The 19,858-nt window shown below is 68.4% G+C and carries 19 protein-coding genes and 2 tRNA genes; 9 read left to right on the forward strand and 12 right to left on the reverse strand.

What is annotated here, in order from left to right:
• The gene (locus FCG67_RS01065; protein WP_211243098.1) at nt 1-972 is read right to left on the reverse strand and encodes a thiamine-phosphate kinase; all 972 of its coding nucleotides are present in this window, start codon (nt 970-972) and stop codon (nt 1-3) included.
• Between the two features lie 132 nt (nt 973-1,104).
• On the opposite strand from FCG67_RS01065, the gene FCG67_RS01070 reads away from it, so the two are divergent.
• Nucleotides 1,105-1,332, forward strand: a complete 228-nt coding sequence (locus FCG67_RS01070) for an Lrp/AsnC ligand binding domain-containing protein (RefSeq protein ID WP_077041177.1) — start codon at nt 1,105-1,107, stop codon at nt 1,330-1,332.
• The gene (locus FCG67_RS01075; protein WP_136906387.1) at nt 1,311-1,934 is read left to right on the forward strand and encodes a DUF3515 domain-containing protein; all 624 of its coding nucleotides are present in this window, start codon (nt 1,311-1,313) and stop codon (nt 1,932-1,934) included. Before FCG67_RS01070 ends, FCG67_RS01075 begins: the two co-directional genes overlap by 22 nt.
• Nucleotides 1,935-1,956: 22 nt before the next feature.
• Here the strand turns inward: FCG67_RS01075 and FCG67_RS01080 are convergent, their stop codons facing one another.
• On the reverse strand, nt 1,957-3,063 hold the full coding sequence (locus tag FCG67_RS01080; protein ID WP_136906389.1) for a D-alanine--D-alanine ligase family protein: 1,107 nt from the start codon (nt 3,061-3,063) through the stop codon (nt 1,957-1,959).
• An 82-nt stretch (nt 3,064-3,145) separates the two neighbouring features.
• On the reverse strand, nt 3,146-4,144 hold the full coding sequence (locus FCG67_RS01085) for an NAD(P)H-dependent glycerol-3-phosphate dehydrogenase (RefSeq protein WP_136906391.1): 999 nt from the start codon (nt 4,142-4,144) through the stop codon (nt 3,146-3,148).
• 109 nt (nt 4,145-4,253) lie between these two features.
• Here FCG67_RS01085 and cofC point away from each other — a divergent pair, with 109 nt between their 5' ends.
• From cofC to FCG67_RS01100, 3 genes are all read left to right on the forward strand, one after another.
• Nucleotides 4,254-4,961, forward strand: a complete 708-nt coding sequence (gene cofC, locus FCG67_RS01090; protein WP_136906393.1) for a 2-phospho-L-lactate guanylyltransferase — start codon at nt 4,254-4,256, stop codon at nt 4,959-4,961.
• Nucleotides 4,962-5,089: 128 nt separating this feature from the next.
• Nucleotides 5,090-7,225: an RNA degradosome polyphosphate kinase gene (locus FCG67_RS01095; protein ID WP_425467788.1), complete on the forward strand. Its 2,136-nt coding sequence runs from the start codon at nt 5,090-5,092 to the stop codon at nt 7,223-7,225.
• Nucleotides 7,226-7,258: 33 nt separating this feature from the next.
• Nucleotides 7,259-8,185, forward strand: coding sequence for an NUDIX hydrolase (locus FCG67_RS01100; RefSeq protein ID WP_136906397.1), 927 nt, complete (start codon nt 7,259-7,261; stop codon nt 8,183-8,185).
• Nucleotides 8,186-8,269: 84 nt separating this feature from the next.
• On the opposite strand, the gene FCG67_RS01105 is transcribed toward FCG67_RS01100, so the two are convergent.
• From FCG67_RS01105 to leuC, 3 genes are all read right to left on the reverse strand, one after another.
• Nucleotides 8,270-8,983: an HU family DNA-binding protein gene (locus FCG67_RS01105; protein ID WP_136906399.1), complete on the reverse strand. Its 714-nt coding sequence runs from the start codon at nt 8,981-8,983 to the stop codon at nt 8,270-8,272.
• A gap of 154 nt (nt 8,984-9,137) precedes the next feature.
• Nucleotides 9,138-9,749 (reverse strand): 3-isopropylmalate dehydratase small subunit, encoded by a 612-nt coding sequence (gene leuD / locus FCG67_RS01110; RefSeq protein WP_097213562.1) that lies wholly within the window; start codon nt 9,747-9,749, stop codon nt 9,138-9,140.
• 27 nt (nt 9,750-9,776) lie between these two features.
• The gene (gene leuC, locus FCG67_RS01115) at nt 9,777-11,201 is read right to left on the reverse strand and encodes a 3-isopropylmalate dehydratase large subunit (protein ID WP_211243080.1); all 1,425 of its coding nucleotides are present in this window, start codon (nt 11,199-11,201) and stop codon (nt 9,777-9,779) included.
• Between the two features lie 139 nt (nt 11,202-11,340).
• On the opposite strand from leuC, the gene FCG67_RS01120 reads away from it, so the two are divergent.
• The 3 genes from FCG67_RS01120 (at nt 11,341) to FCG67_RS01130 (ending at nt 12,903) form a co-directional block, all read left to right on the forward strand.
• Nucleotides 11,341-12,060: an IclR family transcriptional regulator gene (locus FCG67_RS01120; protein WP_136906403.1), complete on the forward strand. Its 720-nt coding sequence runs from the start codon at nt 11,341-11,343 to the stop codon at nt 12,058-12,060.
• Nucleotides 12,061-12,136: 76 nt separating this feature from the next.
• A complete protein-coding gene (locus tag FCG67_RS01125) occupies nt 12,137-12,634 on the forward strand; it encodes a pyridoxamine 5'-phosphate oxidase family protein (RefSeq protein ID WP_077041172.1) in 498 nt (165 codons plus the stop codon).
• A gap of 86 nt (nt 12,635-12,720) precedes the next feature.
• Entirely contained in the window at nt 12,721-12,903 is a 183-nt protein-coding gene (locus FCG67_RS01130; RefSeq protein WP_077041171.1) for a DUF5302 domain-containing protein, read from the forward strand.
• A gap of 123 nt (nt 12,904-13,026) precedes the next feature.
• Here the strand turns inward: FCG67_RS01130 and FCG67_RS01135 are convergent.
• The 4 genes from FCG67_RS01135 to FCG67_RS01150 all read right to left on the reverse strand — a co-directional run bounded on the left by FCG67_RS01135 (nt 13,027) and on the right by FCG67_RS01150 (nt 15,785).
• A tRNA-Glu gene (locus tag FCG67_RS01135) sits at nt 13,027-13,099 on the reverse strand.
• Nucleotides 13,100-13,223: 124 nt separating this feature from the next.
• Nucleotides 13,224-13,295 (reverse strand) — tRNA-Gln (locus FCG67_RS01140).
• Between the two features lie 138 nt (nt 13,296-13,433).
• Nucleotides 13,434-14,909, reverse strand: coding sequence for a glutamate--tRNA ligase (gene gltX, locus FCG67_RS01145; protein WP_136906405.1), 1,476 nt, complete (start codon nt 14,907-14,909; stop codon nt 13,434-13,436).
• Between the two features lie 102 nt (nt 14,910-15,011).
• Nucleotides 15,012-15,785 carry a fumarylacetoacetate hydrolase family protein gene (locus FCG67_RS01150; RefSeq protein WP_136906407.1) on the reverse strand — a complete coding sequence of 258 codons (774 nt, stop codon included), beginning with the start codon at nt 15,783-15,785 and terminating at the stop codon, nt 15,012-15,014.
• A 129-nt stretch (nt 15,786-15,914) separates the two neighbouring features.
• Here FCG67_RS01150 and FCG67_RS01155 point away from each other — a divergent pair, with 129 nt between their 5' ends.
• Nucleotides 15,915-17,129 (forward strand): MFS transporter, encoded by a 1,215-nt coding sequence (locus tag FCG67_RS01155; RefSeq protein ID WP_211243081.1) that lies wholly within the window; start codon nt 15,915-15,917, stop codon nt 17,127-17,129.
• A 73-nt stretch (nt 17,130-17,202) separates the two neighbouring features.
• On the opposite strand, the gene FCG67_RS01160 is transcribed toward FCG67_RS01155, so the two are convergent.
• Together FCG67_RS01160 and serA are read right to left on the reverse strand one after the other, a co-directional pair.
• Nucleotides 17,203-18,216, reverse strand: coding sequence for a 3-isopropylmalate dehydrogenase (locus FCG67_RS01160; RefSeq protein ID WP_077041169.1), 1,014 nt, complete (start codon nt 18,214-18,216; stop codon nt 17,203-17,205).
• Nucleotides 18,217-18,246: 30 nt separating this feature from the next.
• Nucleotides 18,247-19,839, reverse strand: a complete 1,593-nt coding sequence (gene serA / locus FCG67_RS01165) for a phosphoglycerate dehydrogenase (protein ID WP_136906409.1) — start codon at nt 19,837-19,839, stop codon at nt 18,247-18,249.
• Between the last annotated feature and the right edge of the window lie 19 nt (nt 19,840-19,858).

Here is a 19,858-nt window from a genome sequence, read left to right on the forward strand (position 1 = left end):
CTAATCGAAGCTCTGCCATCCGCCGCCGCCCGCCCAGGAACGGCCGTCGACCTGCACGCCGTCGCCGTCCAGGACCCACCCGATCCGACGCCAGCCCGCAGGTAGCGACGTATCGGCGGGGAAGGTCGCGGCCAGGGCATGGTCCTCGCCACCGGTGAGTACCCAGTCGAGCGCGTCCGCCCCCAGCGCCGTCGCGGCTCCGGAGAGCTCTGGCCCGGGTTCGAGCAGCGCGCTGTCCAGGTCCATCGCGACCCCCGAGACTGTGCACATGTGCCCCAGATCGGCGATCAGTCCGTCGGACACATCGGTCATCGCGGTGGCCCCTGCGCGCGCCGCAACCGGACCGCTCTCGTAGGGCGGTACCGGAACCGTGTGCGCGGCAACCAGTTCCGGGAAACCATCCGATTCGGCGAGCAGCGCGGCCAGTCCCGCCGCCGACCAACCGAGCCGCCCCGCGACGGCCACCTGATCGCCGGGACGCGCCCCCGATCGCAGCACCGGCGCATGCCCGCCCAGGTCTCCGAGCACCGTGATCGAGACCACCAACTGCTCCGCCTGCACCATGTCCCCGCCGATCACACCCGCGCCGAACCCGGCCACTTCGGCCCAGATCCCGTCCGTCAGCGCGTCGGTGACGGCCACCGGCGTGCTCGGCGGGCACCCGATCGCCACCAGGAACGAGGTCGGCCAGGCCCCCATCGCGACGATGTCCGCGCCGTTCTGCGCGACCGCCTTGCGCCCGACCTGGTCGGGCGTCGACCAATCCAGCCGGAAGTGCCTGCCCTCGACCAGCATGTCGGTCGAGGCGACCACCGCGCCATCCGGCGCCCGCACCACCGCGGCGTCGTCACCGGGGCCGAGGAGCGTGCTCTCGGGTTGCGCTCGACCCGCCACCGCCCGGTCGATCACCGCGAACTCGCCGATGTCGGCGACCGTGCGCCCGGCATCGGTGCCGCGATCAGTCGATTCGATGACGCACCTCCGAGGAATGAGAACCGGTACCCTTTATCGCAGCCGGGAGTGACCCGACCGTGCAAGTGGCAGGCCAGGGCCACCGCGACTCTACCGAGGTCGCGGGCACTGCACCGAGAAGGGGCGTCAGCGATGCAAGCTTTCGTTCTGATCCAGACCGAGGTCGGCAAGGCCCTGCTCGTCTCCGAGGTGATCAGCCAGCTACCTGGCGTTCTCAGCGCGGAGGACGTCCTCGGCCCCTACGACGTGGTGGTCCGGGTCGAGGCCGCGGACACGACCGAGCTACCAGGCGTGGTGCAGCGGATTCAACGCGTCCAGGGAATCACCCGGACCCTCACATGTCAGGTTGCGGCACACTAGTAACCGTGAACGACCCCGATCTCCCCGATTCCGCTGACGCTCCCGAACCCGCAGAACCCCATCCCACCGCCCGGCGCAGCCCGGCACTGATCGCCGTCGCGGTCGCCCTCCCTGTCGCCCTTGTGGTCGGCGTGCTCGTCGCTGCCGTGATCGCCGGACGCGACCCCATCCGGGAGCCGGTCGCGCTCGGCACGGTGCCCGCCCCCGCCGCCGAGTCCCCCGAGTGCGCCGCCCTGATCGCGGCGCTGCCCGAGAACCTCGGCGACTTCGAGAGGGCCGAGCTGATGGATCCGGCCCCCGTGGGCGCGGCCGCCTGGCAGGCGGACGACGCCAAGGAGGTCGTGCTGCGCTGCGGGGTGGACCGTCCGCTCGAGTTCAACGCGGCATCGCCGTTGACGGTGGTCGACGCGGTGCAGTGGTTCGAGGTTCCCGGCGAGGAGGGACTGGACGCGAGCACCTGGTTCGCGGTCGATCGGGGCGTCTATGTCGCACTGACCGTGCCGCACGGATCAGGTCCGACGCCACTGCAGGACGCCTCGGCCGCCATCACCGGCGCTCTGGAGCAGCAGCCGCTGGACCCGGCACCCGTGCCGACCCCCTGACCCCGGGCCTACCGGCCTGCGGTCAGCGCAGGCCGGTCCCCCGGGCCAGCGCCGTCTCGACCAGAGTGGAGACCAGGGTCCGGTAGTCGATCCCGGCCGCGTCCCACATCCGCGGGTACATCGAGATCGAGGTGAACCCGGGCATCGTGTTGATCTCGTTGATCACCGGGCCGTTCTCGGTGATGAAGAAGTCGACCCGGGCGAGCCCCTGGCAGTCGAGCGCGGCGAAGGCCCGCACGGCGATCGCCCGGATCTCCTCGCTGATCGCGTCGTCGAGCTTGGCGGGGACATCGAACTCGCAGATGTCGTCGAGGTACTTGGTGTCGAAGTCGTAGAAGGCGCCGTCGTCGCCCGCGAACTCCGGCATCCTGATCTCCGCCACGACGCTGGATTTCACTGAGCCATCCGGGAATTCGAGGACACCGCACTCGACCTCGCGGCCGACGATGCCCGCCTCGACGATGACCTTCGGGTCGTGGCTGCGGGCCATTTCGATCGCCGCGTCGAGCTGATCCCAGGACGATACCCGGGAGATACCGATCGAGGATCCACCGCGGGCGGGCTTGACGAACACCGGGAGGCCGAGCCGCTCGCGATCGGCGGGCGACACCGTCGCGGTGCCTGCACGCAGCACCACCTGCTCCCCGATCGGCAGTCCATCGGCCGCGAGCAGCTTCTTGGTGAACTCCTTGTCCATGCCAGCCGCGCTGGCCAGCACGCCGGGACCGACATAGGGCAGGCCCGCGAGCTCGAGCAGCCCCTGGATGGTGCCGTCCTCGCCATAGGCGCCGTGCAGGACCGGGAACACCACGTCCACAGACGCGAGTACCGCGCCTGCCTCGTCGTTGCTCAGGGACACCAGCGCGCCCGAACGGGTCGGGTCGGCGGTCAGGGTCAGTGCGGTACCCGCCGCGTCGACGGTCGGCAGGGAGCGGCCCGCGATGGTGAGGGCGTCGGGATCCGTCGGACCGAGCACCCAGGCACCGTCAGGGGTGATGCCGATCGGCACCACCTCGTAGCGCTCGGGATCGAGGTTGCGAAGCACACTGCCAGCGGAAACACAGGAGACGGAGTGCTCACTGCTACGGCCACCGAAGACCACAGCCACCCTCGTACGCGGATTACTCACATACCGAACCGTACCGTTGGACCAACCGATCTGCCGCGTCAGGTCACCGCTGATCGGGACCGCTCGAACCGTTCGGCCGTACTCACTCGGGCTTGGTGCGTCGCCCCAGGAGCAGTCCGACGGCATCCGGGACCGACATGCCCTCGTGGCAGACCCGATGAACCGCGTCGGTGAGCGGCATCTCCACGTCGTGACTCGCCGCCAGCGCCCGCACCGAGGTGCAGGACTTCACACCCTCGGCAACCTGCCCCTTCGTGGCCCGCTGCGCGCTCTCCATGGACCCGCCCGCACCGAGGTGGTGGCCGAAGGTCCGGTTTCGCGAGAGCGGCGAGGAGCAGGTCGCGACCAGGTCGCCGACGCCCGCCAGCCCGGCCAACGTCGCCGGGTTCGCGCCGAGCGCCACCCCGAGCCTGATCATCTCCGCCAGCCCGCGGGTGATGATGGTGGCGTTCGTGTTCTCTCCCAGGCCGATCCCCGACGCCATACCGCAGGCGAGGGCGATCACGTTCTTGCACGCCCCGCCCACCTCGCAGCCGATCACGTCCGAATTGGTGTACGGACGGAAATATCCAGTGGCGCAAGCCTTTTGAAGATCAACCGCGCGAACAGAATCGGTGCACGCGATCACCGTGGCTGCCGGCTGTCCCACGGCGATCTCCCTGGCCAGGTTGGGCCCCGACAGCACCGCCACCCGCGACGGATCCGCGCCCGCCACCTGGCTGATGACCTGACTCATCCGCATCAGCGTCCCGCTCTCGATGCCCTTCGCCAGGGACAACAGCGTCGAATCGGGCTCGATCGACGGCGCCCAGGCGCCGAGGTTCTCGCGCAGCGACTGCGAGGGCACGGCAAGGACGACGATGTCGGCACCCTCGAGCGCGACGCGATGATCACTGGTCGCCGACAGCGAGGGCGGCAACGCGATCCCCTCGAGGTAGAACGGATTCTGGTGATCAACCGAGATCGCCTCGGCCACTTCGGGTCTCCGCGCCCACATCGTGACATCGGTGCCGGCATCGGCCAACACCTTCGCGAACGCCGTCCCCCAGGACCCCGCCCCCAGTACCGCTGCCTTGCTCATGGAATGTCCCTTCCCCTCGCCACCCGCTGCCGCCGGGACCCAAGAGTAGACGGCCGCAGGGGCACCGCGGTCTGCTCGCCCGCGGCGGCGTGCTGGCAGGATTGCCGGTATGGACCCAGCGCATCGCACGCCGCCCGCGGGGCAGGCGCACGTGTTGATCGCGGTCAAGGAGCTCGGCCGGGCCAAGAGCAGGCTGGCCGCCCGCCTCGGGCCGCAGGAGCGGACCGCGCTCGTGCTGGCCATGCTGCGCGACACCTTGACGGCGGCCGCGAACGCGTCGGGGATCGCCGAGCTCACGGTCATCACCCCTGACCCGTCCGTGGCCCGCGTGGCGCGCGAGTGCGGGGCCGGGCACTACGCCGACCCGGCAGGCGAGGGCGGCGATCGCCTCAACACCGTCCTTCGAGCCGCCGCCACCCATCTGCGATCGACCCACGGCCGCGGACCCATCGTGGCGTTGCAGGGTGATCTCCCCTGCCTACGCCCGGGCGAGCTGACGGCGGCGCTGGCCGCGGGCGCACGGGCACCCCGCTCTTTCGTTGTCGATCACCACGGCACCGGGACCGCGGCGCTGATCGTCGGGGATCAGGAGGCCGACCTCGACCCCGCGTTCGGCCCGGACTCGGCGCGGCGCCACCGCCTTTCCGGGGCCGCGGAACTGACCGGCGACTGGCCGGGGCTGCGACTCGATGTCGACACCGCGGCCGACCTCGATGCCGCGGTGATGCTGGGGCCCGGCCGGGCGACCGCCGCGGAGCTCGACCGGATCGGCTGGCCCGGCGTCGCGGGAACCGCCCGGCGAATTCATCGAAGATAAATGCGCATCGATTGTCGCCCACTCCCGATCTGGGGGATGATCTACGCGTGAGTAACGGTGAGGTACGCGGACAGGACGCCGGGCAGCACACGGCGTCGGGCACCGGCGAGCGCGAATGGAGCGCACCGATCGTCAATCACCTTCCGGTGATCCCGACCGCGCCGCCGGCCGCCACCCCGGTGGTGGTCGACGGTTCGGTCATCCCCCTGCCGGAGGAGCGCTACCTCAACCGCGAGCTGAGCTGGCTCGACTTCAACTCCCGGGTGCTCAGCCTCGCCGAGGATCCGTCGCTTCCGCTGCTCGAGCGCGCCAAGTTCCTGGCGATCTTCGCCTCGAACCTCGACGAGTTCTACATGGTCCGGGTCGCGGGCCTCAAGCGCAGGGACGAGACCGGGCTCTCGGTCCGTTCCGCCGACGGCCTGAGCCCACGCGAACAGTTGGCGCTGATCGGCCGGCGGACCCAGGAGATCGCGGAGAAGCACGCCAGGACCTTCCTGGACAAGGTGCTGCCCCAGCTCGCCGAGGAGGGCATCTCCATCATCGGCTGGGCCGACCTCGATGCCGACGAGGAGGAGCGCCTGTCCGCGCACTTCCGCGAGCAGGTGTTCCCCGTGCTGACCCCCCTCGCGGTCGACCCGGCGCACCCGTTCCCCTACATCAGCGGCCTGAGCCTGAACCTCGCGGTGACCGTGAAGGATTCGTCGACCGGCGGCGAGCACTTCGCGAGGGTGAAGGTGCCCGACAACGTCGACCGGTTCGTCCGCGTCAACCGCACCGATTCCCCCGCGACGACCCCGGCCTTCCTGCCCATGGAGGCGCTCATCGCGGCGCACCTGAACGCGCTGTTCCCCGGGATGGAGATCGTCGAACACCACGCCTTCCGGATCACCCGCAACGCCGACTTCGAGGTCGAAGAGGATCGCGACGAGGATCTGCTGCAGGCCCTCGAGCGCGAGCTGGCCCGCAGGCGGTTCGGGTCGCCGGTGCGGCTCGAGGTCGCGGACGACATGACCGAGCACATGCTCGAACTGCTGCTGCGCGAGCTCGACGTGGATCCGGGCGACGTGATCCAGGTCCCCGGCCTGCTAGACCTGTCCTGCCTGTGGCAGGTCTACGGTGTCGACCGCGCCAACCTCAAGGACGCCCCCTTCGTGCCCGCGACCCATCCGGCATTCGGAGAGCGGGAGACCCCGAAGAGCGTGTTCTCGACGCTGCGCGACGGCGACGTCCTGGTGCACCACCCCTACGACTCGTTCTCCACCAGCGTGCAGCGGTTCATCGAGCAGGCGGCGGCCGATCCGCATGTGCTGGCGATCAAGCAGACTCTGTACCGCACCTCCGGCGACTCCCCGATCGTGAACGCGCTGATCGACGCCGCGGAGGCGGGCAAGCAGGTGGTGGCGCTCGTCGAGATCAAGGCGCGCTTCGACGAGCAGGCGAACATCAAGTGGGCGCGCAAGCTCGAACAGGCGGGCGTGCACGTGGTGTACGGGCTGGTCGGACTCAAGACCCATTGCAAGACTTGCCTTGTCGTGCGCCGGGAGGGCTCGGCGATCCGCCGGTACTGCCACATCGGCACCGGGAACTACAACCCGAAGACGGCCCGGCTGTACGAGGACGTGGGCCTGCTCACCGCCGCGCCGGAAATCGGCGCGGACCTCACGGACCTGTTCAACTCGCTGACCGGATACTCGCGTAAGGCGCAGTACCGGAACCTGCTGGTCGCTCCCTACGGTGTCCGCGACGGCATCATCAAGCGAATCGACGCGGAGGTCGCGCGCCAGCTCGAGGGCAAGTCCGCGGGAGTCCGCCTCAAGGCCAACGCCCTGGTGGACGAGCAGGTGATCGACGCGCTCTATCGCGCCTCGCAGGCAGGCGTGCAGGTGCAGGTGGTTGTCCGCGGTATCTGCGCGCTCAAGCCAGGGGTGCCGGGACTGAGCGAGAACATCGAGGTCCGTTCGATTCTCGGGAGGTTCCTCGAACACTCACGCATCCTGCATTTCGTCGGCGCGGAGGAATTCTGGATCGGCAGCGCGGACATGATGCACCGAAATCTCGACCGGCGGGTGGAGGTGATGGCCCAGGTGAAGGATCCGCGGCTGTCCCGTCAGCTCGGCGACATCTTCGACTCCGCTCTCGACCCGACCACCCGATGCTGGGTGCTCCAGTCCGACGGGCACTGGGCGGCCTCGCCCGCCAGGGGTGAAAGCGTGCGCGAGCACCAGCAGGAGCTGATGCGCGGCCGCCGAGCGATCGGCTCGTAGGAACGTTTTCCGGCCACCACAGGAAGGCAGCCAGTGAGCTCGAAGTCGGATCGACCCATCAAGGCCAATATCTTCGCGGCAGGTGCCGTGCTCTGGCGTAAGTCACCGACCAATCCCTACGAGATCGAGATCGCACTGATCCACCGGCCGAAGTACGACGACTGGTCCTTCCCCAAGGGCAAGCTCGACCCCGGGGAGACGCCGATCGTCGCGGCGCTGCGAGAGGTACAGGAGGAGACCGGGCTACGGGTGCGCCTGGACCGGCGCGTGACCCGGGTCGCCTACGAGATCCCCGGCCACCGCAAGCGCAAGCGGGTCGACTACTGGGCCGCCGAATCACTCGGGGGCGAGTTCGTACCGAATCCCGAGGTCGACGAGCTCCGGTGGGTGGCACCCGAGGACGTGGCGGGCGAACTCTCGTACTCGGTGGACGGCAAGGTGATGCGCCGGTTCCTCCGTGTTCCCGCCGACACCACCACCATGCTCGTCGTCCGGCACGGCAAGGCCGGACGACGGAAGGACTCACCGGACGACGCGCTACGACCGCTGGACGAGCTCGGGCGCGTCCAGGCAGAGGCGCTGGTGCCCCAGCTCCTCGCCTTCGGTGCGACGGCGGTCCATTCAGCCGATCGCATCCGCTGCGAGCAGACGGTGGAACCGCTGGCACGTGCGCTGGGCACCGATATCGTGGCGGAACCGCTGCTCTCGGAGGAGGCGTACGCGGAGGATCCGGCGGCGGCCCGGTCCCGCGTGCGGAAGATCGCCACGCTCGGCGGCGTCCAGGTGATCTGCAGTCAGAGCGGGGTGATCCCCGACCTGCTGAGCTGGTGGGCGGAACGGGACGGGATCACCCTGCCGCCTGCCCGCAACCGGAAGGCCAGCACCTGGGTTCTCTCGTTCTCCGGGGGCAAGCTGGTGGACGCCAGCCACATCGACAGCCCGCTGCCCGAGAACACCTGAGGCGGCCACCGATCCGACGGAGGGCGGCGACGGTTTCCCGTTGCCGCCCTCGATCTCGTGCGAGGCACGAGTAGTCGGTCGTGCCTACTTCTTGCGAGCGGGCGCCTTCTTGGCCGGAGCCTTCTTCGCGGGCGCCTTCTTGGCCGGAGCCTTCTTGGCCGGTGCCGCCTTCTTGGCGACGACCTTCTTGGCCGGAGCCTTCTTCGCCGGCGCCGCCTTCTTCACGACCGCCTTCTTCGCGGGCGCCGCCTTCTTCACGACCGCCTTCTTGGCCGGTGCCGCCTTCTTCGCCACGACCTTCTTGGCCGGAGCCTTCTTCGCGGGCGCCGCCTTCTTCACGACCGCCTTCTTGGCCGGTGCCGCCTTCTTCGCGACAACCTTCTTGGCCGGAGCCTTCTTCGCGGGCGCCGCCTTCTTGGCCGCAACCTTCTTCGCTGCGGTCTTCTTCGCCGCTGCCTTCTTCGCAGGTGCGGCGGCCGCCGAGCCACGCTTGACCGCGGGTCCGCTGGCCGGAAGCTTCTGGCTACCGGCGATCACGGCCTTGAACTGGGCGCCAGGACGGAACGCCGGCACCGAGGTCGGCTTGACCTTGACGGTCTCGCCGGTGCGCGGGTTGCGCGCGACGCGGGCCGCACGGCGACGCTGCTCGAAGACGCCGAAGCCGGTGATCGTGACGCTCTCGCCCCTGTGCACGGCGCGCACGATGGTGTCGACAATGTGCTCGACCGCATCGGTGGCTGTACGGCGATCCGAGTCCAACCGTTCGGTCAAGATGTCAATGAGCTCTGCTTTGTTCATGGAAGTCCTCCGCAAACTGATGGCCCATTGTCGGACCGACTAGCAAACACGGTAATCCGGAAAAGGGCAAGAGTCTATGTGCCACGCCAATTCTCATGTCCCTCTCAGCGGCGTGGCACCCTCTTTCGTGCCTGAATCCCGTTAGTCGGTCGTATTAGTTTCCCTCGGCAACCCGTGCCGGGAGGGTGGCAGGTTTCCATGACGGCCTTGACTTTTCGAACTCCGAAATCGCATCTACCTGCCGCAATGTCAATCCGATATCGTCCAGACCCTCGAGTAGACGCCACCGTGTGTAGTCATCAATGTTGAAGCGCACCACCAGCGTTCCTGCGGTCACCGTGCGCTCCGTGAGATCCACAACAATTTCGAGACCGGGCTGCTCTTCAAGCAACTTCCAGAGCAGTTCGACGTCCGACTGGTCGACCTGAGCGGCCAGCAGGCCGGCCTTGCCGGAGTTGCCGCGGAAGATGTCCGCGAAGCGAGAGGCGATCACTACGCGAAATCCGTAGTCCGATAGCGCCCACACCGCGTGCTCACGGGACGAGCCGGTGCCGAAGTCCGGACCCGCGACGAGAACCGAGCCCTTGTCGTACGGCGGAATGTTCAGGATGAACTCGGGGTCGGCCCGCCAGCCCGCGAAGAGGCCCTCCTCGAAACCGCTACGAGAGACCGACTTTAGGTAGACCGCCGGAATGATCTGGTCGGTGTCGACATTGGAGCGCCGCAGGGGGACGCCGATTCCCTTGTGTGTCGTAAAGGCTTCCATCAAATACTCCTGTCGTTCCGGTGGTCTTCAGTCCAGGTCCGCGGGCGCCGAGAGCGTGCCTCGCACCGCCGTCGCAGCCGCAACCAGCGGCGAGACGAGATGGGTCCGCCCGCCCTTGCCCTGCCTACCTTCGAAATTCCGGTTGGAAGTCGATGCCGAGCGCTCACCCGAGGACAGCTGATCGGGATTCATGCCGAGACACATCGAGCACCCCGCCTGCCGCCATTCCGCACCCGCTGCGGTGAAGATCTCACCGAGGCCCTCCTTCTCGGCCTGCGCACGAACCCTCATCGAGCCGGGGACGACCAGCATCCGCACGCTCTCGGCCACCTTGCGACCCTTCAGCACGCCCGCCACGGCCCGAAGGTCCTCGATCCGGCCATTGGTGCAGGAACCGACGAAGACCGTGTCCACGGCGATCTCACGCAGCGGAGTGCCTGCCGTCAGACCCATGTAGGTCAACGCCTTCTCGGCGGCCTGCCGTTCGCTCTCGTCGACCATCTGCGTGGGATCCGGCACCGAGTCGCCGAGCGGCGCGCCCTGGGCCGGGTTGGTCCCCCAGGTGACGAACGGGGTCAGCGAGTTCGCGTCGATGTAGACCTCTTGGTCGAAAGTCGCGCCCTCGTCGGTCTTCAGCTGCTCCCACGCCGCGACGGCGGCATCCCAGTCCGCGCCCTGCGGCGCGTGCGGCCGTCCCTTGATGAACTCGTAGGTGATCTCGTCGGGCGCGATCATGCCCGCGCGGGCACCGGCCTCGATCGACATGTTGCAGACCGTCATTCGGGCTTCCATCGACATTTGACGGATTGCCGATCCGCGGTACTCCAGCACATAGCCCTGGCCGCCGCCTGTCCCGATCTTCGCGATGACGGCGAGCACGACGTCCTTGCTCGTCACCCCGGGCTGGAGTTCGCCGTCGACGTTGATCGCCATCGTCTTGAACGGGCGCAGCGACAGCGTCTGGGTCGCCATCACGTGCTCGACCTCGCTGGTACCGATTCCCATTGCGAGAGCACCGAAGGCGCCGTGGGTGGAGGTGTGGCTGTCGCCGCACACCACCGTCATGCCGGGCTGGGTCAGGCCCAGCTGCGGACCGACGACGTGCACGATGCCCTGATCGAGGTCGCCCATCGGGTACAGGCGGACACCGAACTCCTCGCAATTGCGACGAAGGGTCTCGACCTGGATACGGGAGACCGGGTCCGCGATCGGCTTGTCGATGTCGATGGTCGGGACGTTGTGGTCCTCGGTGGCGATCATGAGATCGGGGCGGCGCAATGGCCTGCCCGCCAACCGAAGGCCGTCGAAGGCTTGAGGACTGGTCACTTCGTGTATGAGATGCAGATCGATGTAGATGAGGTCCGGGTTGCGCGAGGCGCCCTCCCCCTCGCCCTGGACGACGACATGCTCGTCCCACACCTTCTCTGCCAGGGTGCGCTTTCTACTGACCATGTTCTCCACCTCTCAGTGTGACTAGTGCGTCCCGGACATCGGGCGGCCTGGAGTGCGCCACTTCCATCATCTCCCCGATCACGCCCGATCGAAGCCGTCCGAATTTCCATCTCAGAATGCGAGACGGTAGTATCGCCCTATGAGACAGCATAGCGGCTCCCCCGCCTCGAGCGGGATCGGGGTGCTCGACAAGGCGATGACCGTTCTCCACGCCGTTGCGGAGCAGCCCTGCAACCTCGGAGAGCTGTGCGCCCGCACGGGTCTGCCCCGGGCGACGGCTCATCGACTGGCGGTCGGCCTCGAGGTGCACCGGCTCCTCGCCCGCGACGGCGACGGACTCTGGCGCCCGGGCCCCGGGCTTGCGGAGTTGGCCCCGACCGCACACGACAGCCTCCTCGAGGCGGCCTCCATGATCCTGCCGCGACTGCGCGAGATCACCGGCGAGAGTGTGCAGCTGTACCGCAGGGAGGGCACCCAGCGGGTGTGTGTGGCCTCCATGGAGCCGCCGACCGGCCTCCGGGACACGGTACTGGTCGGCGCACGCCTGCCGATGACCGCCGGCTCGGGAGCCAAGGTGCTGCTGGCATGGGCGGATCCGCAGACCCAGCGGGCGGTGCTGGCCGACGCGCTCTTCAGCGAGCGGGCACTGCTCGAGGTGCGCAAGCGGGGCTGGGCGCAGAGCGCGGCCGAGCGCGAACCCGGTGTGGCGAGCGTCGCGGCGCCGGTGCGCGACGGCGCGGGCGCGGTGATCGCGGCGATCTCGGTCTCGGGCCCGATCGACCGAATGGGCAGGCGCCCCGGCGCCCGCTGGGCCGCCGACCTCCTCGCCGCCGCGGACGCACTCCACAAACGCCTGTAGCCGCCTGCGCGTCCGGTGTGGCCCATGGCACAGTGCATGCGAGAACAGGTTCCAATCCCCATGGGAGGACAGCGCAGTGGGCACCAACCAACGTAGCCAGATCACGATGAACGACGACGAGATCGCCGGATTCATCGAGCGCAGCCGGATCGCCACCTTGGCGACGGTGGGCGCGAAGGGTGCGCCGCACCTGATCGCCATGTGGTACGCCGTGATCGACGGTGAGATCTGGTTCGAGACGAAGTCGAAATCACAGAAGGCCGTCAACCTACGCCGGGACAACCGGATCACCGTGATGATCGAGGACGGTGACACCTACGACACCCTGCGCGGCATCTCCATCGAGGGCACCGCCGAGATCGTCGACGACCGAGACGCCCTCTGGCAGGTCGGCGTCAGCATCTGGGAGCGCTACACGGGCCCGTACTCCACCGACGTGGACCCGGCGATCGAGATGATGCTCAACAAGCGGGTCGCCGTGCGGGTGAAGATCGATCGCATCCGGTCCTGGGATCACCGCAAGCTCGGATTGCCCCAGATGCCCGTTGGCGGCACCACCGCGGCCTTCCTGTAGCGGCGCCACCGCAGAAACCTGCGGGACTTCCCGCGGCGGCGGCGGTACCGTCACGGTGCGACCAAACAGAATGGGAGGAGCGCACCGTGACTGACTCCGCGAAGGATCAGAACGAGAACGATCAGATCAAGCAGCAGTTCCGCGAGGCACTAGAGCGCAAGAACCACAAGAACGCTAACCCGACGGCCGCCACGGCCGGCGATTCGAAGATTCATCACACGCACGGCCCCGCAGATCACAAACGAGAATTCCGCCGCAAGAGCGGCTGAGCATTTCCGAGCGAAGGCGCTCACCCGACTCGGGTGGGCGCCTTTTTCGACGCCGCCCGTTCGAGGTCGAACCGAAGCAAGAAAAAGACCCCCTGGCATGTGCCAGAGGGTCTTCTTCATTTGTAGCCCCGACGGGATTCGAACCCGCGCTACCGCCTTGAGAGGGCGGCGTCCTAGGCCGCTAGACGACGGGGCCAAGAACACGCTGTACTGATTTGTTGCGCTGCTGTGGAACTCTTCCGAAGAGAAGTTCCGCATCAGTGGAAGCTCGGCTAGCTTAGCTGGCCGGAGTTCAGAGTCAAAATCGTCTGAACTCTCCGCTGGGGTACCAGGACTCGAACCTAGAATGGCGGTACCAGAAACCGCTGTGTTGCCAATTACACCATACCCCAATGACCTCGGCGGCTCGCTCAACCTTGCGGCTGTGCTCTCCGTTTCGGACGAGGAGAACAATAGCAAAGCCCTAGGGCCATTCTCCAAATCGGCTGGTCAGGGGCCTGAAATCGCCCCTGGCCAGCCGACGGGAACTCCTACTGACCCACCTGAGCGCGTGCCGAGCGCAGCCGGGACATCGTCTTCTCCCGGCCGAGCAGCTCCATCGACTCATAGAGCGGCGGGCTGATGTGCGAGCCTGTCACCGCGACCCGCACGGGCGCAAAGGCCTTGCGCGGCTTGAGTTCCAGGCCATCGATGAGAGCGGCCTTGAGAGACTCCTCCAGGTCCGCGCTCACCCAGTTCGACGTCGCCTCGAGCGCGGCGATCGTGGCGTCGAGCACGGGAGCGGAATCCGCGCCCAGGTTCTTCGCGGCCGCGGCCGGATCGATCGCGAACTCGGACTCGTCCACGAAGAGGAACTTGAGCAGGTCCCACGCATCGGCGAGGACGACGATGCGCGTCTGCACCAGTTCGGCTGCGACGGCGAACGAGGCCTCGTCGAGCGCGTCCACGGGATGACCGTGCCCGGCCAGGAAGGCCCGCAGCCGCGCCGCAAAGTCCGCGGGGTCGAGCAACCGGATGTGCTCGGCGTTGATCGCGTCGGCCTTCTTCTGGTCGAAACGCGCCGGATTGGAATTGACCTTCGAGATGTCGAAGGCCTCGACCATCTCGGCGAGCGAAAACACATCGCGATCGTCCGCGATGCCCCAGCCGAGCAGAGCCAGGTAGTTGAGCAGGCCCTCGGGGATGAAGCCGCGGTCCCGATGGATGAACAGGTTCGACTCGGGGTCGCGCTTGGAGAGCTTCTTGTTGCCCTGTCCCATCACGAACGGGAGGTGACCGAACTCCGGGGTGAGCTCCGCGACGCCGATCCGCTGCAGCGCCTCGTAGAGGGCCAGCTGGCGCGGCGTCGACGAGAGCAGGTCCTCGCCACGCAGCACGTGGGTGATCTTCATCAGCGCGTCGTCCACGGGGTTCACAAGGGTGTACAGCGGAATGCCGTTCCCTCGGGTGAGCGCGAAATCGGGCACCGTGCCCGCCTTGAAGGTGGTCTCGCCGCGAACCAGGTCATTCCAGGTCAGATCGTGATCGGGCATCCGCAACCGCACGACGGGCTTACGCCCTTCGTCGAGGTATGCCTGACGCTGCTCGGCGGTCAGATCGCGATCGAAATTGTCGTACCCGAGCTTGGGGTCACGGCCGGCCGCCTTGTGCCGCTCCTCGACCTCCTCGGGGGTGGAGAAGGACTCATATGCCTCCCCCGCCGCCAGCAGCTTCGCGACGACCTCGAGGTGCAGGTCTCGTCGCTGCGACTGGCGGTACGGCGCGTACGGGCCGCCGACCTCGGGACCCTCGTCCCAGGTCAGGCCGAGCCAGTTCAGCGCGTCGAGGATCGCCTGATAGGACTCCTCCGAGTCCCTCGCGGCGTCGGTGTCCTCGATGCGGAAGACGAACTTGCCGCCGTGGTGCCGGGCATAGGCCCAGTTGAACAGGGCCGTACGGATCAGCCCGACATGGGGCGTGCCGGTCGGCGAGGGACAGAAACGAACACGCACTTCGCTGGAGGTCATGGCTCACTTGGGTCGGAGGGGGAATCGGTCCCCTACAGGCTAGTCTTCCCCGCCCCCACCCGGCCCGGCAGTGACCACCGACCCGTCGCCACGCAGCAGGACTCAGCCCTTGGCGGCCACCGGGTTGGCGAGGGTGCCGATCCCCTCGATGGTGACGCTCACGGTGTCGCCCGCGACGATCGGGCCGACCCCCTCGGGGGTGCCGGTCAGGATGACGTCGCCGGGGAGCAGCGTCATCACCGCGGAGACCCACTCGATGATCTTCGGGATGTCGTGCAGCAGAAGCGAAGTCCGGCTGCGCTGCTTGACCTCACCGTCGACATCCGTCTTGATCTCGAGATCGGAGGCGTCGAGGGAGGTCTCGATCCACGGTCCGAGCGGGCAGAACGTGTCGTGCCCCTTGGCCCTGGTCCACTGACCGTCCTGGCGCTGATGATCGCGCGCGGAGACATCGTTCGCGGCGGTGTAGCCGAGCACCACGTCGAGCGCCTTCGCGGCGGGCACGTCCTTGCAGGGACGCCCGATGACGATCGCGAGCTCGCCCTCGTAGTGCACCTCATTCGAGCTGGGCGGCAACATGATCGGCACGCCGGGGCCGATGATCGAGGTATTCGGCTTGAGGAAGATCACCGGATCCTCGGGCGCCTCGGAACCCATCTCGGCCGCGTGGGCCGCGTAGTTCTTACCGATGCAGATCACCTTGCTGGCCAGGATCGGCGCGAGCAGCCGGACATCGGCGAGCGGCCAGCTCCGGCCGGTGAAGGTCGGGTTGCCGAACGGATGCTCGGCAATCTCCTTCGCGGTCTGCGCGTCGCCCTCCCCTTCGATGGAAACAAAGGCGACCCCATCAGGGCTGGCGATTCGACCTAGACGCATGTCGGCAGTCTATCGGCCGCGACCGAGGCTGCCCGCGTCCGCCCGTGGCGCGCAGCCGGGACGGCGCGATACACTCGATCCCAAATTCCATTCTATAAGATTCTCATTCCATATATTGGGACGGCTTGCATGAGTGTTCAGGAACAGAACAGACAGGATCCGCAGATCACCGCGCCGAGGCGGTGGTCCATGCTCGGCCTCGGTGTCCTCGCCCAGGCGGCGGGCGGGGTGTTCGCCAACGCACCCGCCTTCCTCATCCCGACCCTGCACGACTCGCAGGGCATGAGCCTGGCCCGCGCCGGACTGATCGCGGCCGCACCGACGGTCGGCTTCCTCGTCAGCCTGTTCGCGTGGGGTGTGGTGGTCGACCGGATCGGCGAACGCCGGGTGCTGGCCATCGGACTCGGCGCCGCCGCCCTCGCGAGTACCGCGGCCGCGGCACTGAGCGCGTCCTTCCTGGCACTGGGGGCGTTCCTGTTCCTCGGCGGCGTGGCCGCCTCGAGCGCCAACGCCGCAAGCGGGCGGGTGGTGGTGGGCTGGTTCCCGCCGCACCGGCGCGGATTCGCGATGGGCGTGCGCCAGATGGCACTGCCCCTCGGGGTTGCGGTGGCCGCGCTGACCGTCCCGAACCTGGCCGCCGACCACGGGATCGGCTGGGCGCTGACCGTGCCCGCGATCATCTGCGCGGTCGCCGCACTGGCCTGCCTGGTGTTCGTGGTCGACCCACCGCGGCCCAGCCGCGCGGCCGCGTCGTCGCAGGGCCTGTTGGCCAACCCGTACCGGAACCAGAGCGTGCTGTGGCGAATCCACTCGGTCTCGGCGGTGCTGGTGGTGCCGCAGTACCTGGTGTGGACCTTCGTCCCGGTCTGGCTGATCACCGACCGGCACTGGTCGGCGGCGTCGGCGGGCATCCTCATCACCGCGACCCAGCTGCTGGGCGCGCTTGGCCGGATCGGTGCGGGCATCTGGTCGGACCGGGTCGGCAGCAGGATGGGCCCGCTGCGGACCGTCGCGGTCGCCGCGGCGCTGTCCATGGCGGCGCTGGCGATCACGGACTGGCTCGACTCGCCGATCTCCGTCGCCCTGATGGTAGTGGCCTCGGTGATCACGGTGGCCGACAACGGACTCGCCTTCACCGCGGTCGCGGAGATCGCGGGCCCGTACTGGAGCGGCCGGGCACTCGGCGCCCAGAACACCGGCCAGTTCCTGGTTGCCGCATTCGTGCCGCCGGTGTTCGGTGCGGTGATCGGGACCCTCGGCTTTCCGGCCGCCTTCGCGCTCGCCGCCGCGCTGCCGCTGGCCGCCGCCCCGCTGGTCCCCGCCGATCCACCGCCATCGACGTGAACCACCCCGAACGCACTCCGCCCGCGAACCTTTCGGTTCGCGGGCGGAGTGCTGCTACAGAGTGTCGCCGAGCCTAGAGGCTCGCGGCGATGCGGTCGCCGACCTCGGAGGTCTTGATCGGACCGTCACCGCGGGCCGCGAGGTCGGCCTCGACGGCCTGCTCGACGCGGGCCGCATCCTCCTCGCGCCCGAGGTGACGCAGCATCAGCGCCACCGACAGGATCGCGGCGGTGGGATCGGCGATGCCCTTGCCTGCGATGTCCGGAGCCGAGCCGTGCACGGGCTCGAACATCGACGGGTTGGTGCCGGAGGCGTCGATGTTGCCGGACGCCGAGAGACCGATACCACCGGTGACCGCGCCTGCCAGGTCGGTGATGATGTCGCCGAACAGGTTGTCGGTGACGATCACGTCGAAGCGCGACGGGTCGCTGACCATGTAGATGGTGGCGGCGTCGATGTGGCAGTACGCGGTCTCGACGTCCGGGTACTCGGCGCCGACGGTCTCCACCGCACGAGACCAGATCGCGCCCGCGTTGGAGAGCACGTTGGTCTTGTGGATCAGGGTGAGGTGCTTGCGTCGCGTCTGCGCCAACTCGAAGGCGTAACGGACGACGCGCTCGGCACCGAACCACGTGTTGATCGACACCTCGGTGGCGATCTCGTGCGGCGTGCCGACGCGGATGGCGCCGCCGTTGCCGGTGTACGGGCCCTCGGTGCCCTCGCGCACCACCACGAAATCGATGTCCGGGTTGGCCGCCAGCGGCGACGTCGCGCCCGGGTACAGCCGCGACGGACGCAGGTTCACGTGGTGATCGAGCTGGAACCGCATGTTCAGCAGCAGGCCACGCTCGAGGATGCCGGGGCCGACGAGGCGCGGGTCGCCGATCGCGCCGAGCAGGATCGCGTCGTGCTCGCGGATCTGCGCGAGCTCCGCGTCCGGCAGCAGTTCACCGGTCGCGTTGTAGCGCGTCGCGCCGAGGTCGTACTCGGTGGTCTGCAGGTCAGGGACCAGCTTGCGCAGCACCTTGAGCGCCTCTGCCGTGACCTCGACCCCGATGCCGTCGCCGGGAATGACTGCAAGCTTCATGTACTTACTCACTTCCTCGCAGAGACGAAATCAGGACAGGTCGACCTGGGCCACGCGGGCGTCGAGCTGAGCGACGATCTCCGAGACCTCGGCGTCGCCGACCACGCGGTTCACGCGCAGGATGACGGTCGCGCCCTCGCCCTCCACGTCCTGGCTCAGCGCCGCGGCCTGGATATCGATGCCTGCGTTGCCCAGCACGGTGCCGAGAGTGCCGAGCACGCCCGGACGATCCTGGTAGTGCACGACGAGGTTGTGACCCTCGGCGCGCAGGTCGAAGCTGCGGCCGTTGACGTTGACGATCTTCTCGATCTGCTGCAGGCCGGTCAGCGCGCCCGCGACGGCGGTGACGGTTCCGTCGGCCGCGACGGCCCGCACCTCGACCGCGCTGCGGTGCGTGAGCGCCTCGCTGTGCTTGTCGACCTCGACACTCACGCCACGCTGCTCGGCGAGCGCGGGCGCGTTGACGAAGGTGACCGGCTCGTCGCTGCTGGCCGAGAAGAGTCCGCGCAGCGCGGCGAGGCCGAGGATCTCGACGTTCTCCGCCGACAGCTCACCGCTGACGATGACCTGGATGTTCTGCACGGCCTCCGGGGAGAGGGTGCCCGCGAGCAGGCCGAGCTTGCGGACCAGGTCGAGCCACGGCGCGACCTCCTCACCAACCGGGCCACCGGAGACGTTGACGGCCTCGGGTACGAACTCGCCCGCCAGCGCCAGCAGCACGCTCTTGGCGACGTCGGTGCCCGCGCGGTCCTGGGCCTCCGAGGTGGACGCGCCGAGGTGCGGGGTGACGACGACGTTGTCGAGGTCGAACAGCTTCGAGTCGGTGCACGGCTCGGTGTTGAACACGTCCAGGCCTGCGGCGCGGACCTTGCCGGAGACGAGCGCGTCGTACAGCGCGTCCTCGTCGATCAGGCCGCCGCGGGCGGCGTTGACGATGATCAGCCCGTCCTTGGCGGTGGCGAGACGCTCGGCGTTGATCAGGCCGGCCGTCTCCTTGGTCTTCGGCAGGTGCACGGAGATGAAGTCCGAGCGCTTGACCAGCTCGTCGATGTCGACGAGCTCGATGCCGAGCTGCGCGGCGCGGGCCGCGGGCAGGTAGGGGTCGTACGCGATGACGTGGGTCTCGAAGGCCGCGAGGCGCTGCGCGAACAGCTGCCCGATCCGGCCGAGGCCGACGACGCCGACGGTCTTGCCGAGGATCTCGGTGCCGTTGAAGCTCGAACGCTTCCAGGTCTTCTCGCGGAGGGTGCGGTCGGCGGCCGGGATCTGGCGGGCGGTGGCCAGCAGCAGGGCGACGGCGTGCTCGGCGGCGGTGTGGATGTTCGAGGTCGGCGCGTTGACGACCATCACGCCGCGCTCGGTGGCGGCCGGGATGTCGACGTTGTCCAGGCCGACACCTGCACGGCCGACGATCTTCAGCTTGGTGCCCGCGGCGAGGACGTCCGCGTCGACGGTGGTCGCCGAGCGGACCAGGATCGCGTCGGCCTCGGGGACGGCGGCCAGCAGGGCGGGACGGTCGGGGCCGTCGACCCAGCGCACTTCCACGCCATCGCCGAGCGCCTCGACCGTGGACGGCGCGAGCTTGTCTGCGATCAGAACAACGGGACGGCCTGGCTGGCTCACGAGTGAACTCCTGTGTTAG

The sequence above is a fragment of the Rhodococcus oryzae genome (assembly GCF_005049235.1).
Taxonomy (GTDB): domain Bacteria; phylum Actinomycetota; class Actinomycetes; order Mycobacteriales; family Mycobacteriaceae; genus Rhodococcus_G; species Rhodococcus_G oryzae.